The sequence below is a fragment of the Providencia burhodogranariea DSM 19968 genome (assembly GCF_000314855.2).
GTDB lineage: Bacteria > Pseudomonadota > Gammaproteobacteria > Enterobacterales > Enterobacteriaceae > Providencia > Providencia burhodogranariea.
This window is the reverse complement of sequence record NZ_KB233224.1, coordinates 259183-278178: the sequence shown is the minus strand read 5'-3', so window position 1 is coordinate 278178 and position 18996 is coordinate 259183. Positions and strand designations below refer to the sequence as shown.

Below are 18996 nucleotides of genomic sequence, written 5' to 3'. Positions count from 1 at the left end.
TTCAATCACTAACTGATAACGCGCTTCATCCGCGGAGCCCGATAAGCGGCGAAAGTTGGTGACGGTTCCATGCACACGCTTGGCGACAGCCGGTTGTGTTGCCAGTCCCATCAATGAATTTAACGGCGGTGCAAAGGTTAGGGTGGCACTGCGGCGCAGCAGTTGTTGTGGCAGTAAATCCTGCGCGGTAGAGGTAAAGGTGATTTGGTAGCGATAGGTCTCACTGATGGCTTCACGCCCACTGAAGTGTTCGACATCCAGTAACTCGGTGCAGCCTTGTACTTCAAGGCGATAACGATTTTGACCTTGAAGTAACGTTTTTGCCGTCTCCATTAAGCTCATGATCCTTTCTCCATTGTGTCATTATCCGGTGTTGATAATTCAATGTTCTCATCACTGAAACTCAACGTGATGCCGTCTTCATCGTTGTAGCCCAATGTGAGGTATTTTGCCGACTGTTCACTGGCTTGGCGTATGAGTAATTGCTGGCTAAGTACGGGCAAAATTTGTTGATTGAGTAAGCTGTCGATATTGCGGGCGCCAGTATCAGGTAACAAACAGGCGCTTACTAACGTGTCGTACAGGGCTTTTTCGACAATGCCTGTTAAGCGGTAGTGCAGGTAAAGACGCTTCATCACACTGCCCAATTTCATTTCTACAATGGTGCGTAATGCGTCGGCTGCAAGCGGTCGATAAATCAGTGTTTGAAAACGGGCTAGTAAGGCTGGCTGAAAATGGTCACGCAGCGTCGGACGAAGTATTTCGTGGAGTTCACTTTCGCTAGACTCTGGATGTTCTTCGAGCTGTTGCATTAGTAAGTCGCTGCCTAAATTGGCGGTCATTAAAATTACGGTGTTACGAAAATCGATTTCGCGACCCTCACCATCGCGCATAAAGCCACGGTCAAACACTTGATAAAATAGATTAAGTACATCGCGATGCGCTTTTTCAACTTCATCAAGTAATACGACACTGTATGGGCGTTTGCGCACAGCTTCGGTTAAAATACCGCCCTGACCATAGCCTACATAACCCGGAGGTGAACCTTTGAGTTGGCTGACAGTATGGGCTTCTTGATATTCAGACATATTGATGGTGACTAATGATTTTTCACCACCAAACAGTTCATCGGCGAGTGCTAAGGCTGTTTCTGTTTTACCCACACCACTTGGACCAACTAGCAAAAATACACCTTGAGGCCCATTTTCAGAGGCTAGGCCAGTTCTCGCAGCCCGTAAACGTTGCGCTAGAGAAATCAGCGGAGCTTCTTGGCCAACCACGCGTTTGCCTAATTCACTTTCTAGTTGCAATAATCCGGTTTGTTCATCTTTTAATAGGCTAGAAAGTGGGACGCCAGTCCAATCAGCAATCACGGTAGCGACGGTACGTACATCAACATCGGGAGTTAGTAATGGATCATTGTGTTGTACTGATTCAAGCTGTGCTTGCACATGGCTAACATCCAATCCTTCACGACGACTTGCCATTAGTTCAGTAATTAGCTTTTTTTCTTGCTCAAAACGTTGCTCAAGCTGTAATAATTGGCTGGCAATCAGAGCATCTTGTGAGACTAGTTCGGCAAGGGCGGATTGATTGCGGGTATTGCCTATGGCGATATCATCAAGAATGGCTTGTTGTTCAAGCTCTAGCGCATCGCGTTTAGCTTTTAAGCGTGTCAGTTCTTCCGGTAATGTATCTAAACTCATGCGAATACGGGCGCTGGCGGTATCTAATAAATCAACCGCTTTATCGGGCAGTTGGCGGCCAGTAAGGTAACGGCGAGAAAGGGTAACTGCAGCTTTAACGGCATCATCGGTAATGTGAACACCGTGGTATTTAGCGTAACGAGATTTTAAACCTCGTAGCATAAGGAAGGCTTTTTCATCATCGGGTTCATCGACTTTGACGACTTGGAAACGACGTTCTAAGGCGGCATCACGCTCAAAATATTGTTTGTATTCTGACCAAGTTGTTGCGGCAATGGTTCGCAATTCACCACGAGCCAATGCGGGTTTTAGTAAGTTGGCGGCATCAGCACCACCAGCCTGATTGCCTGCCCCAATAATTGTGTGTGCTTCATCAATAAATAATAAAATCGGGGTCGGCGATTGTTGTACAGCTTCAATCACATTTTTTAATCGTTGTTCAAACTCCCCTTTAACACCCGCACCTGCTTGCAATAAGCCGAGGTCTAGGGTTCTCAGTGAGGTGGTTTGTAAGCTAACAGGAACATTACCTTCCGTGATACGCAGTGCCAAACCTTCGACTAAAGCAGTTTTCCCTACTCCGGGCTCACCGACTAATATTGGATTATTTTTACGGCGTCGAGACAGAATATCAACCATTTGACGAATTTCATCATCACGACCAAATACAGGGTCGATGTCACCTTGACGCGCTTTTTCAGTGACATCGACCGTAAATTTATTTAAGACAGCAAGATGAGCGTCGTTCAGTGTGTTGCCAACGACGGAGTTGTTTTCGGATGAAGTCTGTCCTGATGATGCGCCAATGGTGTCAGTGTTATTGGTTGTATTGTTATGATTGGCAAGTTGTTGAACTTCAGGACGTTCATCAGACTGGGCATCGAGTAATGGTCTTAAACGTTGAAGTTGTGTAGCGCTCAGGGTCATTAATGGCCACAGGTCATCATTAGGCACTAAATTGGGATTTTTCACCATCGCCGATAATAAATGTACACTGCGGATTTGGTCGATATCTTCGTCTAATGAAGCAATGACCCATGCTTGCTGGATGACGGTAAGTAATGGTTTCGATAGCTGTGGACGGCTGTGAATAGAACGAGGCAAGTTATCGATTTGGGTTAATAGGCTTTGCCAAAGTGCACTCATGTCCCACTCGTAGCGCCGTGCTAACACGGTGATATCACTTTCACCCAGCTCAAGAATTTTAAGTAACCAATGTTCAATGGTGACTTCCGCATGCGCCCGCGTCTGGCACAGTGATGCAGCAGCTTCCAGTGCACTTGCACAATAAGGATTTAAGCGACGTAATAGCATAACGGATGGATTTTCCATGATCTTTCTCTGTTTTGTAAGTTGATATCGAGTCGTTCAGGCACGCTACCGCCCCTGACCGTTACCGAGGTCCATAAGGCATAATCCCCTTTTTCTTTCAGCGACATATTTGAGAGCTGTGTCTGCAGGCTAAGCCCGCTATCCAAGTCACATATCGAGATATGCTTATAGGGATAGCTTCACTCGCTGCCTACCTGTCACATGAATTATTTGGGGATATAAATAAGGCAGCAGTGAATATTAAAAAGCAGGCGACTAGCGCCTGCTGGGGGATGAATTACGCAGTAGCACGCTCATTCCAAGAATCGGAATGAATGATGTTGCCATCTTTGTAAGTCCAAGTGATTTTTTCGTAACGCAGCTCAATCTCTTCCAGATGATTGTGCTTCTCTTTGCTTGGCTCTTTGATGTCGTGCATTTTCGGCGCGACTTTAACGACTTTTACGTTTTCCAATTTGGTATTGAAATACTCTACTTCCTGTCCAGCATCATCAATACGGTACCATTTGAATTCCGCTGATTTCAGTGTTTGGCCCGTGGTTACTGCTTTGTATAAATATGGGCTAGACGCATCAATTTCTTTCACGAAAATAAATGGAGTGTGGATACGAGTACCAGTCAGTTTGCCGGTATTGTTATCTGTTGGGATATACAGGTTATGATCTTGTGCAACGACTTCAATGCTGCCTTCACGATCTTGTACATTGACAGAACCTTTGATTTCAGCGCCGCCATCATCTTTCAGCCATAAATAAACTGGAATTGCCATAACTACTTCTCCTTTAGAGTGGTAAATGTGTCACCTTCCATCGGTGACAAGGGTTTAGCATCTGATGTCTGACAAGCATCGGCTTGTGGCATCAAACGAATTTCAACGCGTCGGTTACTGGTACGTCCTTCAGGGGTGGCGTTATCTGCCACCGGATGGTTTTGTCCGTAACCTTGAACAGCAAAGCAGGTCGGGTCGATATCGCTGGTGCTTATCATCCAATCACGTACAGACTCGGCCCGTTTGAGAGACAATATTTGGTTCGATTCAGGGTTACCTGTATTGTCGGTGTAACCAGAGATCACAATCAGCCAACCCGGTTTCGCACGGATATGAATCAGCGCATCAACCAGTACTTTGGTAGCATTTGCTTTGAGTGCATATTGGCCTACATCAAATAGCGCCAGACTATCGAGCGAAATCATTTCAGGGGCTTCTTTGATTACTACCACAGGAGGTGGTGATGCTGGCGGCGCCCAACTACTGAGCAAAGTGTGTAAATACGGCAATAGGTGATTGCCTTGATAAAGAGCAAGTGAGTAGGCTGCAGGAATACCTTCACGATCCCATAAAGCTAGCTGTGAGGCATCTGTTTGCAACTGCTGATAGGCAACCAATTTAGGGTCAAGTGGGTTATACGCCAATTGCTCAAATCGAGAAATATCCTCACCAATATGACGAATAAGTTGGCGATTGTGGTGATAACTGCCAATTAAGGCTCCGATAAGAAACAAACCACATATCAAACCAGCTACGCCGATTAAACGCTCCCCACGCAATAGATTGACATCATGACGAAGGCGATTAAGCAAAATATCGGGTACAGGAAGCAACGGTGTTGATGCAACGGAATTAACCAGCGGTAAGGTTGTTTTTTCCTGAAGAAATTGTTGCCAGAGATTATTAGGTTGGCTACTGATAGCTATAAATTGTACGGCCCACGCGGTGACGGTAAGTGGCGGAGCACCCGTTTGAGCGACAGTTAATTGAGGAATAAAAACCTGATTGAGCCAAGCTAGTAGTTCATCAAACCATAACGTGGTGAGAAATTGTTGTTGTTGATTGAGTCCATGAGTGGATAGCCAAACCGATAGAGGCTGAGCGAGCGTACCTTCTTGTACCACTTGAAATTCACGTTGATGGTTGAGTAGGGTGAACCAAGGTGAGTCCATACCTTCTGTATGTGTATGTTTTACATGCTCATCCCATGGCGTCAGGTATAAACTCATCCAAAGAGGTAAGCGTTTTCCCGCTTTTTGGCGACTTTCATCAATTGCGCGACGCCAACTAAGCATTTCTTGGGTTAGCGTTTCTTGTTGAGTCATTTGTTCGGGTAAAATGGCAAATAAAATAGAGAGTTGCCCTAATTGCATGGGTGCTTGCTCAACTATTTGTTGGACAATATTCACCAGATCCGCGGGGCCGCGAACAGCAATATACCAACCTTGAGGTGTTTCTCTAAAAGCCTGCCCTTCGACAAAAAGAGCCTGTGATTGCCCACAAACTAGCACAACCGCCCCTTGGTAGTCGGGGGCGGGCACGATATCTGCCATGGTGTGTTCTGCTGATAAGGTATGTTGTTGCTGTTTGTAGCGCCAAATCATTAGACCAATGGTTGCGGTTAACGCGACTACTGTCAGAAAAAGGGAAATTTCTAATCCCAGTGACCAAAAACCCCAGACTAGCCAGAGAAATAACCCAGCAGCTAAGAGTGTCATCGCCTGTTTTATCGGGTTTTGCATTACTGTCCCTGTATCATCCATTGCTGCAATACATGTTCTAAAGAGGCAGAAAATCCCCACCACATCGCAGCTAATAGTAAAATGCCACCAATCCAACCAAACCAATAGAGACGTCGATGGCTAAAACGGAGCTTAGGTTTCACCACGAGAGGTAAATTTGACGATAGTGAATATTGAGGAAGTCGTGCATTAAGCTGTATCAGTATTTGTTCGCGCTGCGGATCTTTTTGGCGACGAAATTTCCCGACAAAACCCAATGTGAGCACACGATGAAAACAAATCAGTACGTCATTGTTAGGCGATGTTTCACCCAATAGATTGCGCAGGCGATCCCAAAGTTTGTCACCTGCATCTAAGGTGTTGAAGTAACGAGCTTGAAGAGGAGACTGTACCCAGTAGTTATAACCATCATCCTTGGTCTGGCGATTCATTACGCTTTCATCAATCAATGCGCATTGTGCATAGAGCATATTTTCGATAGCGTTTTCTGAATAACCCTGTTCGGTTAGCCGTTGACGTGTTTGTTCAATATGCTGACAGACTCGACGATAGAAGGCTTCACCATTGGTAATTTCGGTTCCTTGATGTAATTGACATGCCATCAGCCAAGTATCTGCAAAGATGGTATCAATCGTGTGAGTTGAGGAGGTTTGTGTCATGAGCGAAGCACCGCAAACAGTTCGAGTTGAATTTCACCTAATGTGCCTGGAACATAAAAAGCACAATGTCCTGAAGCCAACATGGCTTGTCCTGCAGGGTTAGCTAAATCTAGTGCAAAGTATTGATTTTCTAAGCGTAATGGAACAGCTGTTGGAACATGACTGAGCGCGCGCAATGGAATACCATTCAATGCAACATTGACGACATCTGCCACATCGTCTGAGCTTCCTGCCTTACATAACAGTGGAAATTGAGTAATCAGCAGGTGTGTCGGCAGTGAAGAACGAACCGATAAATAAAAATCAGCTTCTTCACGTAATCGACCATCATGAAGTTCACCTTTCCAAAATGGTCCTTCTTTAGCCAGCTCGATAGTAACCACACGTGATGGCAGGCTTGCTTCAAGCAAGGAGTTCAGTAACGTAAACAGAGGTGGAAAGACTTTTTCAGGTGTATCATGATGATAAGCCGGAATATTTTCTATTTGATGTTCAAGCGAAAATGTAAGCAAGCTTCCTGCCAACCGTGCAAGTTCACGATAAAGCAGTTCAGGATGTCGATTGAGTGTGGAGATCAGCTCATTCAAGACAGGCTCTGCACCGTTAATCGCATTCAGTAGCCAAAAAAGAGACACATCGGCTACGGCAAAATCTGCCATTTTTTCATTACTTTCACGGCGTAAGGTCATTAAACGGCGACGTTTAGCGATTAAGCGATGCATGAATTCAGAAAGCAGAGTCATTAATTCAGAACTTGCATGGCAAGCGAGTAAAGGCGGAATAAACTGTTTATCAAACATCCATGCGCCTTGCGCATTACGAACTAGCCTTGCAACGGGGCAAGTGATATAGGCTTGGTTTTCATCATGTGCAAAACGTAGGGTTACAGCATGACGTAAAACAGCAATATCAGTTTGTTCATGACCTACAATATCTTGAACTTTAACCCACTCTTGGCTGAAACGACGAGGGCGATCCGTGGATCCTTCAGTCATTAAATTACCGCCATTCGCTAGCAATAGAGGCAGTGCCAACACAACCTCTAATGTTTGATGGTCGGCATACTGGCTAAGGTCAACGACAGGAGGCAGATTGTCAGCAAGAGTGGTATCTATCAAACTACCATCAGGAAAACGTACCACCATTTTTTGGGCACTGAGCCGAGAAATCGTTAATGCGCTTTCATCAAACTCAGTACTAACAACCCCCCACGGTGATGCAATTGCCATACCGGCAATCACATCAGCAACATGGCTATCCCATCGTGCTTGTTGTTGGAATTGTTGAGGGGCCAAAAAGGCCCCATCAGTCCACAGTGGACGATAGATTTTCATCCCTGTTTATCCTTATGCTTTTGCTTTTGGCATTTGTGATACTAAGGATAAATCGACATCCATTCCTTCCACTTGGAAGTGTGGTACGGCATACAGCTTAACGCGGAAGAAACCTGGGTTATCTTCAATATCTTCCACTACGACTTTCGCATCACGCAGTGGATGAGAAGCTTGTAAGTCATCGCTTGGATCAGTCATTTCGGTAACTAGGCCACGGATCCAGTTATTTAACTCTAACTCTAATAACCGTCTGTCTTTAGTTGTACCAATATTTTCACGCTGGATTAGCTTCAGATAATGAGCGATACGCGATAATAGGAAGATATAAGGGAGACGTGAGTTAATACGACTGTTCGCTGTCGCATCTGCCGTGTCATACAACGCTGGTTTTTGCGCGGAGTTGGCGGAGAAAAAACATGAGTAATCACGGTTTTTATAGTAGGACAGTGGAATAAATCCGAGATTAGAGAATTCAAACTCACGTGTTTCAGGGATCATTACTTCAGATGGAATTTTCACCTGACTGCCTGTACCTAAATCAAATAAGTGGATTGGCAAATCTTTCACTGCGCCACCCGCTTGTGGACCGCGAATTTGCACACACCAACCATTATTAATAAAACTTTTCACCATGTTGGCTGCGAAAGCAAAGGTGGCATTAGTCCATAGGTATTTTTCGTGGTCAGGGCCTTTAACTTCTTCAACATAGTTGAAGCTACGAACAGGAACAGTATCCGGTCCATAAGGCAAGCGGCCAAGTACACGAGGCATAGTAAGACCGATGTAGCGAGCATCATCTGAATCGCGGAAAGCTTTCCATTTCAGGTATTCAGCACGATCGAAATAGTTGCCAATGTCTTTAATCGCTGCAACTTCTTCCATAGTCTCTTTACCAAAGAATTTTGGTCCGACAGATCCGATAAATGGCATATGTGCGGAAGCAGAAACTTTTGAAATATTGCGCAATAAAGCAACATCTTGCGGGCTACGATCGAACTCGTAGTTTGAAATGATCGCCGCGATAGGTTCACCACCTGGGGTGTCATATTCAGCGATATAGGTGTGATGATATAGACCACTTTGAATGATTTCAGGGCTATCTTCGAAATCTTGGCGCAAATCATCTTTGGCAATATCAAGTAGCTCAATTTTTACATTTTGACGAAAATCTGTGCGGTCAACTAAAGACTTTAAGCCACGCCAAGCTGATTCCACTTTTTGGAACTCGGTGTGGTGCATAACTTCGTCTAATTGCTGGCTAATTTGCTTATCTAATTCAGCAATGTGATGATCGAGTAAGTTACGATCTAAACGCTCAACTTTTTGGCCTGCTGATTTTAAACGATCAAGAAAGACTTGAACTGCAACGGTTACACGCTCATCGGTGGTTGCATCAGCGAGTGCTGAATTATCTTGAAACGCGTTAATATCGCTGATTTCAGCGACAGGCTTTAGGTTGATTTTTTCAAATAAAGAGGCATAAACACCGTGGTTAACGGTTTCATCGAGTACGGTTGTTGTGGTGTTTTTGGTACTTTCGCTATTCACTGACATCAGCATGATCCTGTTTTATATCCAAATTAATCTTTTTTCGGTGCGAGTTGAGCCAACTCTTCACGTAATTCATCGCTTAATGCGGGGTCTTTAAGGATATTTTCGAGCTCACGGCGGAAAGTGGCGTTATCAAGGAGGTTTGATTTGAGGTCACGTAACAGATTGCGCATAGCGAGCATGGCACGAAGTTGAGGAATTTGGCGAGCGACTTGCTCAGGCTCAAAATCTTTCATTTCTTTGAAGGATAAAGCGACGCTATCTTCGCTATTATCACCTGCAAGAGTATTTTTAACGGTTAGGTTGATAGAAGGGGTAAATTCAGCAAGCACACTATCAAAGTTATTCTTATTGATATTGACTTTTTCACGTTCGGATAGTGGACGATTATCCTGTCCATTACTGTAATCACCAACTGCTAATAATTTGAGTGGTAACTCAACTTTCTTCTGGGCCCCCCCTGTATGCAAATCTAATTTGATATTAACGCGTGCTTTCGGCACTTCGTTTTGAAAACTATCAGACATAATGCGGATCCTTAAATTGGTTTTGTTGTTTTTTATTCTGTGTATTGCCAAATAGTACACATTCTAGTTGTATCATTTAGCTTATATTACTTATTTAGTTTATATAGAATAAAAAGCTATAAATCAAATTTTCTTATCAATTATGAAAAGGAAAAAATGAGGTTTTCTAGTAATTAATATTTGACTTTAGTTTTTAGAAGATAGAAGGATAGCGGCATAGCGGCATGTCACGAAGATTGTTCTGAAAAATAATTGTTATGTAGTTATTTTGTAACCTGATGTTTCAGTCTGTACAGAGGAACCTTTTAATGGCACTTACACGTGATTTTAGTAGGAAAGCTTATGTATTGAGAGCCACAATACTTTAAGTTGATATTGTCTAGTCATATAGACAATATTTATATTTTAACCAGCTGTAATTAAAGTGATTTTTGGGAGGCAATAGTTTCATCGGTTGTCAGTGGTATAATTGTATCTATTTTCTATATAAAGCCACAAATCAATCGATTGATTTGTGGCTTTATATAGAGTAGAGGTTAAAATTGACTTTACGTTTTGTATTTTTTGAACGACTACTCATCCAGCAGTCGTCGATAAACGCTTAAATAGGTTTCGGCGGATTGGTGCCAACTCACATCTTGTGCCATGGCATTTTTTTGAACTTGTTGCCATTGATTTGGGTAATCCCACAACGCTAGCGCACGATCAATGGCTGTTTTAAGATCAGTTGCATGGCTTTCATAAAATACAAAACCTGTGGCATTGCATTGTTTAATCGCTTCCAAAGAGCAATCTTTCACGGTATCGGCAAGACCACCCGTATGATGAACCAAGGGTAATGTGCCATAACGTAAAGCATAGAGCTGAGTCAGACCACAAGGCTCAAAACGGCTTGGTACCATCAGTACATCGGTACCTGCGATGATTTGATGAGACATCGGCTCGTCATAACCAATAATTACACGAATCTGATCAGGATATTGGGATTGTGCGTTGCGGTAAGCATTTTCAAGATCATGATCGCCACTACCCAGTAATATAAATTGGCTACCTGAGTCGATCAGATCGGGTAAAGCATCGAGGATCAGATCCAAACCTTTTTGACGAGTCATCCGGCTAACTACCGAAAATAACGGTTTATTGGTTTGTTGTGCAAGCCCCAGTGATTTCTGTAAAGCGAGCTTATTCTTGGTTTTATTTTTCAAACTGTCTTCATTGTAGGTTTGCGCAATCAGTTTATCTGTTGAAGGTGACCACACTTCAATATCAATACCATTTAAAATACCGCTGAGTCTTTGCTCGTAATTTAAACGACTTAATAAACCATCAAGTCCATAAGCATAGTTTGGATCTAAAATTTCGCGTGCATAAGTTGGACTGACAGCATTGGTATGGTTCGCATAAAAAAGTCCTGCTTTCATAAAGGAGAGCTGCCCAAAAAACTCAAGTCCTTCAATATTGTAAAATTCAGGAGGAAGCCACAGTTCATGAATGTAGTGAGGTGAGAAAAGCCCTTGATAAGCAATATTATGAACGGTAAACAGACATTTAGCAGGGTAACCATAAGCTGCAAGATAAGCGCAAGCAAGAGCTGCATGCCAGTCATGAGCGTGAATAATCTCAGCCCTCCATAGCGAGTCACAACCTTTTGCTAACTCTGCGGCGACAAAACCTAGCAAGCCGAATCGGCGGTAATTATCGTCATAGGCATTGTTATAACCATCATGATAGGGACTGCCTTCTCGCTGATAAAGGTGTGGGGCATCAATAATATATAGCGGAGTTCCTTGATAATGGCCATAAAACAGCATGACTTCACCCGCGAAAGTGTTGAGTGAGGTCACTTTTTGTTTGTCTGTAACCTGATTGATAATCGCAGGAAAACCGGGCAGCAACACTCGTGCATCTGCGCCATGTTGTCGTTGTGCGAACGGTAATGCTCCGACTACATCAGCCAGTCCACCCGTTTTCAATAAAGGAAAAAACTCGGCACAAACATGTAATATATTCATTTTCGCTCCCTATTGTTTTGCGGTTGGTAGTGTATTTTTTAATGCAAAATATAGCGTGGTGAGTGGTGGTAGTGTTAATTCGATGGAGTGATCACAACCATGTGCCTTGATAGGTTCACTGGCTATTGGATTGAGCATGTGGTCATCGCTACCACCATAAATATCTGCATTGGTGTTTAGAATAGGTTGATATAAACCTGCATGTTTGACGCCTACGCGATAATGATTGCGCGTAACAGGCGTGAAATGGCTGATCACCAACAAAGGGTTGCCATTGGTGGCGTAACGATTAAAAGCAAATACGGAGTTATCCTGATCATCGACAATCAACCATTCAAAGCTCTCTTTATTGTGGTCATTATCAAACAATGCCGGAGTATCACGATAAATAAAATTCAAAGAGCGAATAAGGTGTTGAACACCCGCATGTGGGCTTGTCGGGATATCAAGCAGATGCCAATCTAGTTCACCTTCATGATCCCACTCGCGCCATTGTGCGATTTCACCGCCCATAAAGAGCAGTTTTTTACCGGGATGCGCCCACATAAATCCGTAATAAGCACGTAATGTGGCAAACTTTTGCGGTGGCGTTCCTGACATTTTGCTGAGTAATGACCCTTTACCGTGAACGACTTCGTCATGAGAAAGCGGCAAAATATAGTTTTCACTCCATGCATACATCACGCTAAAGGTCAGTTTATTGTGATTATATTTACGGGCGAGGGCATCTAGCTGTAGATAACTTAATGTATCGTTCATCCAGCCCATGTTCCATTTGTAATTAAAGCCAAGACCACCTAGAGAAGGTGGCAATGTGACCCCCTGAAAGCTAGTTGACTCTTCTGCTGTTATCGACACGTAAGGTTGAATTTGATGGAGTGTTTCATTGGTCTGACGTAAAAAACTGACAGCTTCAAGATTAATATTGCCGCCATATTCGTTGGCAATCCACTCACCATCAGGGCGGCTATAATCGCGATAAATCATTGAGGCAACGGCATCGACCCTTAAGCCATCAAAACCAAATCGGTCAACCCAATACACGGCGTTGTCGATAAGAAATTGGCGCACTTCATCTCGGCGATAATTATAGATAAGCGTATGCCAATCACGATGCAAACCTTCTTTCGGATTAGCGTATTCATACAGTGGGGAGCCATCAAAATTGGCGAGTCCACTGGCATCTGTGGGGAAATGACCTGGAACCCAATCTAGAATGACATTGATACCAAGGCGATGTGCTTCATGAATAAAATCAATTAAATCTTGTGGGGAACCATAGCGACTGGTCGGGGAATAAATACCGAGAGGTTGATAACCCCAAGAGCCATCAAAAGGGTGCTCACTGATAGGCAATAGTTCGAGGTGAGTGAATCCCATCCCTTTAACATAAGGAAGCAATGTTTCGGCGAGTTCACTGTAACTCAGCCAAGTTTTGCCGTTATGCGAGCGTCGCCATGAACCAAGGTGTACCTCATAAATTGAAACGGGGGCATTGCATTGATTGGCTTCGATCTGAGATGCTGTTGGGATGCATTTCGGCGGGAGAGTGGAAATAATGGATGTCGTATCAGGTCGTAATTGGCTGCGAAATGCATAAGGATCTGCTTTTAATCGAATTTCGCCATGGTTGTCTAATATTTCGTATTTATAATGAGCACCAATGGGAATGCCTGGAATAAAAATTTCCCAGATTCCACTTTCTAGCCGATAGCGCATTGGGTAGCGACGTCCGTCCCAAAAATTAAACTCACCGACCACAGAAACGCGTTGCGCATTCGGGGCCCAAACACAAAAGTGAGTACCAGCTATATCATCAAGTTGCAGTAGATGTGCACCAAGCTGTTCAAATGAAAATATCTGCTTAGCTGGATGAGCATCTTTAGGTTTAATGTCGCTGAGTAATGTACCAAAGCGGTAGGGGTCTTCAATCATTTGCTGAGATTCACCCCAGTCAATCTGCAAAATATAGGTAAAGTTCGGATCAAGAGATGTAGCTTGTCCTGAAAAAAATCCACGCTCATCAACGAGTGATAATTGAATGACAGTAGCAGCTGTCAATCGGTCGAGAATAGTGACTTGTTTAGCATTTGGTAATAACACACGAAAGTAAGTCACTTTTCCTTGTTGATGCATACCAAGAAAAGAAAAAGGGTCACGGCAATTTCCTGCAAATAATTGGTCAATAATCTGTTGCTGCTTTGATTGCTTGTCTATTTTTTTCATCACCTCTCCTGAATATCATCAGAAAATGTTGTGCTGTCAGCCAAGAAATTTTAATACCCGTCATACTCGAAGTTGTAGCAATTTAGCAGCGGTTATCCTCTTGTTCTTCACTACATATTTAATTATGTTGTGTATATTATAGTTACTACTATAACTAATAATTATATTTTTATTGTGTTGTAGTTATAACAAAGGTTTTTAATGTCTATTTATTCTCTATCCGCTCAGTATCATCATCATTAACGCAAATGGATAAAAATAATGAAATAAATCAATAAATAATTATAGGAGTAGCTTGATGATAAGGAGAATAATCATGGAAGGATGCTTAAGTATGTGACTAGCGTTAATGAGCATAGATAACAACGCAGTAACTTTAAGTATGATAGATAATAATTATCGTTTATAGATTTTTCATACAAACTTTATGAAAATTGCCGTATTCAATGATATGAATGACAACACGAATTAATTTTATTGCTTTAATATATCTTGATTTTCATTGAAGTTAAATCATCATAAATAGATGAAAAATAAGGTTGATAATAAAAGGTTAATAAAGTTAATCTTTAATATTCATTAGGTTAAATTATTTAAAGTAAAGATGTTCTTTATTAAAATTTATAATCATTTAATGATGGTAAATATAATTTCAAATAAAAATAGAATCAAAATTAACATTTCAAAATGTAAACCTCTATTGCTTTATTAGTCTGACTCCGTAAATATAAGAGGAGTGATTAATAAAGACTGAGATCCCGAGAATTATTATGGTTCAAACGACAGATTTAACTGAAACCCATCAGGATACGAAGAATCAAAAACGTAGAAAAATATGGGCGATTATAGCCTCAATTATTATTATTCTACTTTTTTTCGCTTATGGGGCTTATTGGTTTTTGGTATTACAGTTTCAAGAATATACCGACGATGCATATGTTTCGGGTGTTCAAGTTCCGATTGTCGCGCAAACAACGGGTAATGTAACTCAAGTCAATTTTGATAATACCGATTTAGTCAAAGCTGGCGATGTGCTGGTGGTGCTTGATAAAACCAATGCGCAACTTGCTTATCAACAAGCAATGCATGATTTAGCGACGACTGTTCGTCAAACCAAAGAGTTGTATATCAATGGCGACCAGTATCAAGCGCAAATACAGCAAAACCGTGTTTCACTTATACAAGCTCAGAAAGATTATCAGCGTCGTGTTGCATTAGGCCGAAGCGGCACTATCTCAAAAGAAGATTTGCAGCATTCCCAAGAAGCTGTGCAACTGGCACAAGCGGCTCTCGATATCTCAATTCAGCAATATAATGCTAATCGTGCATTATTGCGTAATACTGAACTGAAAAAACAGCCTGCAATTCAGCAAGCTGCGGATAGTGTACGAAATGCATGGATTACTTTGCAACGAACTGAGGTTAAAAGCCCGATGACGGGCTATGTTTCGCGCCGAAATGTACAAATAGGTTCGCAAGTGAGTCCACAAGCCTCATTGATGGCAATTGTGCCTGTTCAGCCTGTGTGGGTTGATGCTAACTTTAAAGAAACTCAACTCGAAAATGTACGAATAGGGCAGCCTGTCTCACTCACTAGTGATTTTTATGGTGATAACGTTGTGTATAGTGGAAAAGTCGTGGGTTTAGATATGGGAACAGGAAGCGCATTTTCATTATTACCCGCACAAAATGCGACAGGTAACTGGATTAAAGTCGTTCAGCGTTTGCCCGTTCGTGTTGAATTAGATCCTCAACAAGTAGCGAAATACCCGCTGCGTATTGGGTTATCAATGAATGCGACAATTGATATTAAAGATCAGAATGGCCCCGTTTTAGCCGAGGTTCAGCGTAATACACCCGCTTTTGAAAGCGATGTGTTGGTATTGAAACTGAATGATGTCAATTTAGTTATCGATACTATCATTAACGAAAACGCAGATTAGCCCGAAAGGAGTGACTGTGGCCGATATTCAACCACTAAAGGGCTCAAAGCTGGTATGGGCGACAATTGCGTTGTCACTAGCAACCTTTATGCAGGTACTGGACTCGACAATTGCAAACGTCGCCATCCCAACTATCGCCGGTGACCTTGGCGTTTCAATGTCGCAAGGAACATGGGTGATCACGTCATTTGGTGTTTCTAATGCCATCTCAATCGCGATTTCTGGTTTTCTTGCCAAACGTTTTGGCGAAGTGCGTGTTTTCCTGTGGGCGACAGCGCTATTTACTTTTTTTTCATTCACTTGTGGATTTTCAGACAGCATTGAAATGCTGATTTTATTCCGTGTTTTGCAAGGTGCAGTGGCAGGGCCAGTTATTCCATTATCACAAAGCCTGATCATGCGTTGTTACCCACCTAAAATGCAAAACATGGCATTGGCATTTTGGTCGATGACAATTATCTTAGCACCGGTATTTGGGCCTATTTTTGGCGGCTATATCAGTGATAACTTCCATTGGGGTTGGATTTTCTTTATGAATATCCCATTGGGTATCTTTGTTGTGATTGTTGGTGCGTTAATCTTGAAAGGAATGGAATCGAAAGTCATCAATATTCCTTTCAATGTGATCGGCTTAGCTCTGTTATCTGTTGGTGTTGGTTGCCTTCAAGTTCTGCTCGACAAAGGACAAGAGTTGGGGTGGTTAGCATCAAAAGAGATTGTTATTCTAGCCGTAATTTCTGGTATTACTTTAGTTTTTTTAGTCATTTGGGAATTGACGTCTAAAAACCCGGTTGTTGAACTGGCTCTGTTCAAATCACGCAATTTTACTATCGGAACTATCTCCGTTAGCTTAGCCTATATGGCTTACTTTGGTGCCATTGTTCTGTTACCTCAACTGTTACAAGAAGTCTATGGATACACAGCAACTTGGGCGGGTCTGGCACTTGCACCGATAGGCCTTTTACCTATTTTATTTTCTGCACCTGTTGCAAAATTATCGAATTATCTTGATATTCGGTGGATAGTGTCATTTAGCTTTATATTCTTTGCGATTTGTTTTTTTTGGCGGGCTTATACATTTGAACCCAGTATGGGCTTTTCGGCGGTGGTTTGGCCACAATTGGTGCAAGGTATGGCCGTTGCCTGTTTCTTTATGCCATTAACCATACTAACACTTTCAGGGTTACCACCAGAAAAATTGGCCTCAGCATCCAGCCTTTCCAACTTTTTTCGTACACTCGCGGGTTCGATTGGTACTTCTATCACTACGACGATGTGGAGCGATAGGGAAGCCGTTCACCATAGTCAATTGACGGAGTACATCACAGATTACAACCCAGAATCATTGAATATGTATCAAGAAATGGGCGTTCATGGGCTAACGCAAGAGCAAACGTCGGGCTATATTGCGCAGCAGATCACGAGCCAAGGGCTAATTATTGGTGCGAATGAGATATTTTGGCTATGCGGATGGGTGTTTATTGTATTGATTGTTACTGTGTGGTTTGCCAAACCACCGTTTGGTAGTAAGGCAAATAAATAATCTTGCTGATTTATTCCAAATTTAAAATATAAGAATGTGGCAGGGGGAGGTAGGCTATCGCTATAGCCTACCCTAATAAAATGATTTTCAGTGGGGTGATGTGATATTATTTTTACCTGATGATTTCGCTTTATATAGAAATTTATCAACCTGAGTTAAAACTTCGTTTGCAGTTTGCCCTGTCCAGATTAGGAAACCACCACTAAACGTCACTTGCAGTCCTTCACAGCCTGGCCAAGTCAGTGATTGGACCTCTTCTCTCCATTCATTAACACGTTGTAGAGCTTCATTAAATCTTGAATTCACGAAAATGATAATGATTTCTTCACCCCCATAACGGAATAAGAGGTTATTTGAACCGGCATATTTAAATCCCAAATGGCTGATTTTTTGGAGCACTAAGTCACCAACGGTATGACCATATTTGTCATTAATAGCCTTAAAATTATCGATATCTATCATTGATATTGAAAAGTTTGTATTAGAATCAATTAAAGAATTGAGATAATAGTTAAATGCCCGACGATTATAAAGTCCCGTGAGTTCATCTTCTTTTGCTGCTTGAGTTGCAATATCCTTTTCCTGATGCTGTTTATATATTTCGTTATAGATACTAGCGAATTCATTTGGTTGTGATATATGTTCTTGCTTTCTACCATTTTTTATTGACGATAAAAGTTCAGACATCATTCGCTGAAAGTTAGCATTCCATAGCATACTAACTGCAATATAAAGCATTAAGCTAATAATTCCTATGATAATAAAAGAATGTAAATTGTTATTGATTAGTAATTGAAGCTCTTGCTCTGGTACAGTTAGAAACATGACCCAGTTAGGCTCAGGAAAAACATAGTAATAAACATAAGTTTTTGTTTGGTTATCATAGAAATAGTTATGTTGGTTATTTATTTTTTTTAACCATTCTAAATTTGATATTTCACTATTTATGAGTAAGTTATTCGGATTCATTATTATGTGGCCGTCTTTATGTACAATATAAAGATCGCCGCTTAGTGGAACTTTTACCTGTTCTAAGATTTGGCTCATATCATGTAAATCAAGACCCATAGAAACAAGACCGTAACTTTTCCCATTTGAATCGTAGAGATTTTTTGAAACACTAATGCTTGGTTTTTTATTCAAAATATCAATATATGGCTCGGTAAATGTAATTAAGTTATTTTTATTTGAGTCAATTTTGAACCATGGACGGGTGCTTGGTTGTATCTCTTGTTGAGAAATAAATGGAATACTATTAAATTTCTCTTCACTATTCATAAATAGAATATTTGAAAAGAATCGACTTGAATTCAATGTATAAGAAATTAATTTTTTCAACTCACCAGAATTATTATTGATAAAGTTATCAATATCTTTAGCGTCAGCAAAATTAGATAACGTGATGATGTTGGACTTTATATCTGTAAGTTGTTGATTTATAGATTGTGTGGCAATGTTTTGTATTAGAAGTGTAAATGTATTGTGAACATTTTGTTCCGTTGAGTTTTTAACGTAAAGATAAAACCATACATTAGTAACAAGCATTGGAATTACTAATAACATAATTGCGATATAGCTCTGTTTTTTAAATGACCAACGTGTTTTTTTTATATATAGCATATTTATTATCAAAAATATGTTCGGGGTGGTTT

General features: G+C 41.6%; 13 protein-coding genes. 2 read left to right on the top strand and 11 right to left on the bottom strand.

All coding sequences use genetic code 11. From position 1 onward, the window contains the following. The 10 genes from OOA_RS15210 to glgB all read right to left on the bottom strand — a co-directional run. Nucleotides 1-342 (bottom strand): contractile injection system protein, VgrG/Pvc8 family (locus OOA_RS15210; protein ID WP_008910599.1); only part of this gene is annotated, 342 nt, incomplete at its 3' end. Continuing rightward, a complete protein-coding gene (gene tssH / locus OOA_RS15205; protein ID WP_008913051.1) occupies nucleotides 339-3038 on the bottom strand; it encodes a type VI secretion system ATPase TssH in 2700 nt (899 codons plus the stop codon). The genes OOA_RS15210 and tssH, both read right to left, overlap by 4 nt. Before the next feature lie 277 nt (nucleotides 3039-3315). After that, the gene (locus OOA_RS15200) at nucleotides 3316-3807 is read right to left on the bottom strand and encodes an Hcp family type VI secretion system effector (RefSeq protein WP_008913050.1); all 492 of its coding nucleotides are present in this window, start codon (nucleotides 3805-3807) and stop codon (nucleotides 3316-3318) included. A gap of 2 nt (nucleotides 3808-3809) precedes the next feature. Then, on the bottom strand, nucleotides 3810-5549 hold the full coding sequence (locus tag OOA_RS15195) for an OmpA family protein (protein WP_008913049.1): 1740 nt from the start codon (nucleotides 5547-5549) through the stop codon (nucleotides 3810-3812). Next, nucleotides 5549-6208 carry a type VI secretion system protein TssL, short form gene (gene tssL / locus OOA_RS15190; protein WP_008913048.1) on the bottom strand — a complete coding sequence of 220 codons (660 nt, stop codon included), beginning with the start codon at nucleotides 6206-6208 and terminating at the stop codon, nucleotides 5549-5551. The genes OOA_RS15195 and tssL overlap by 1 nt, the downstream gene beginning before the upstream one ends. Further along, nucleotides 6205-7542 carry a type VI secretion system baseplate subunit TssK gene (gene tssK / locus OOA_RS15185; RefSeq protein ID WP_008913047.1) on the bottom strand — a complete coding sequence of 446 codons (1338 nt, stop codon included), beginning with the start codon at nucleotides 7540-7542 and terminating at the stop codon, nucleotides 6205-6207. The genes tssL and tssK overlap by 4 nt, the downstream gene beginning before the upstream one ends. Before the next feature lie 12 nt (nucleotides 7543-7554). Then, nucleotides 7555-9102: a type VI secretion system contractile sheath large subunit gene (gene tssC / locus OOA_RS15180; RefSeq protein ID WP_040691666.1), complete on the bottom strand. Its 1548-nt coding sequence runs from the start codon at nucleotides 9100-9102 to the stop codon at nucleotides 7555-7557. A 20-nt stretch (nucleotides 9103-9122) separates the two neighbouring features. Continuing rightward, complete coding sequence (gene tssB / locus OOA_RS15175) at nucleotides 9123-9620, bottom strand: type VI secretion system contractile sheath small subunit (protein WP_008913045.1); 498 nt, start codon at nucleotides 9618-9620, stop codon at nucleotides 9123-9125. 572 nt (nucleotides 9621-10192) lie between these two features. Then, nucleotides 10193-11632, bottom strand: coding sequence for a glycogen synthase GlgA (glgA, locus tag OOA_RS15170; protein ID WP_008913044.1), 1440 nt, complete (start codon nucleotides 11630-11632; stop codon nucleotides 10193-10195). 9 nt (nucleotides 11633-11641) lie between these two features. Continuing rightward, a complete protein-coding gene (glgB, locus tag OOA_RS15165) occupies nucleotides 11642-13858 on the bottom strand; it encodes a 1,4-alpha-glucan branching protein GlgB (protein ID WP_008913043.1) in 2217 nt (738 codons plus the stop codon). Between the two features lie 770 nt (nucleotides 13859-14628). Here glgB and emrA point away from each other — a divergent pair. Further along, nucleotides 14629-15801, top strand: a complete 1173-nt coding sequence (gene emrA / locus OOA_RS15160) for a multidrug efflux MFS transporter periplasmic adaptor subunit EmrA (protein WP_008913042.1) — start codon at nucleotides 14629-14631, stop codon at nucleotides 15799-15801. 16 nt (nucleotides 15802-15817) lie between these two features. Next, the gene (locus OOA_RS15155; protein ID WP_008913041.1) at nucleotides 15818-17344 is read left to right on the top strand and encodes a DHA2 family efflux MFS transporter permease subunit; all 1527 of its coding nucleotides are present in this window, start codon (nucleotides 15818-15820) and stop codon (nucleotides 17342-17344) included. Nucleotides 17345-17431: 87 nt separating this feature from the next. Here OOA_RS15155 and OOA_RS15150 read toward each other — a convergent pair whose 3' ends face one another. Next, nucleotides 17432-18964, bottom strand: coding sequence for a sensor domain-containing diguanylate cyclase (locus tag OOA_RS15150; protein WP_008913040.1), 1533 nt, complete (start codon nucleotides 18962-18964; stop codon nucleotides 17432-17434). Nucleotides 18965-18996 lie beyond the last annotated feature (32 nt).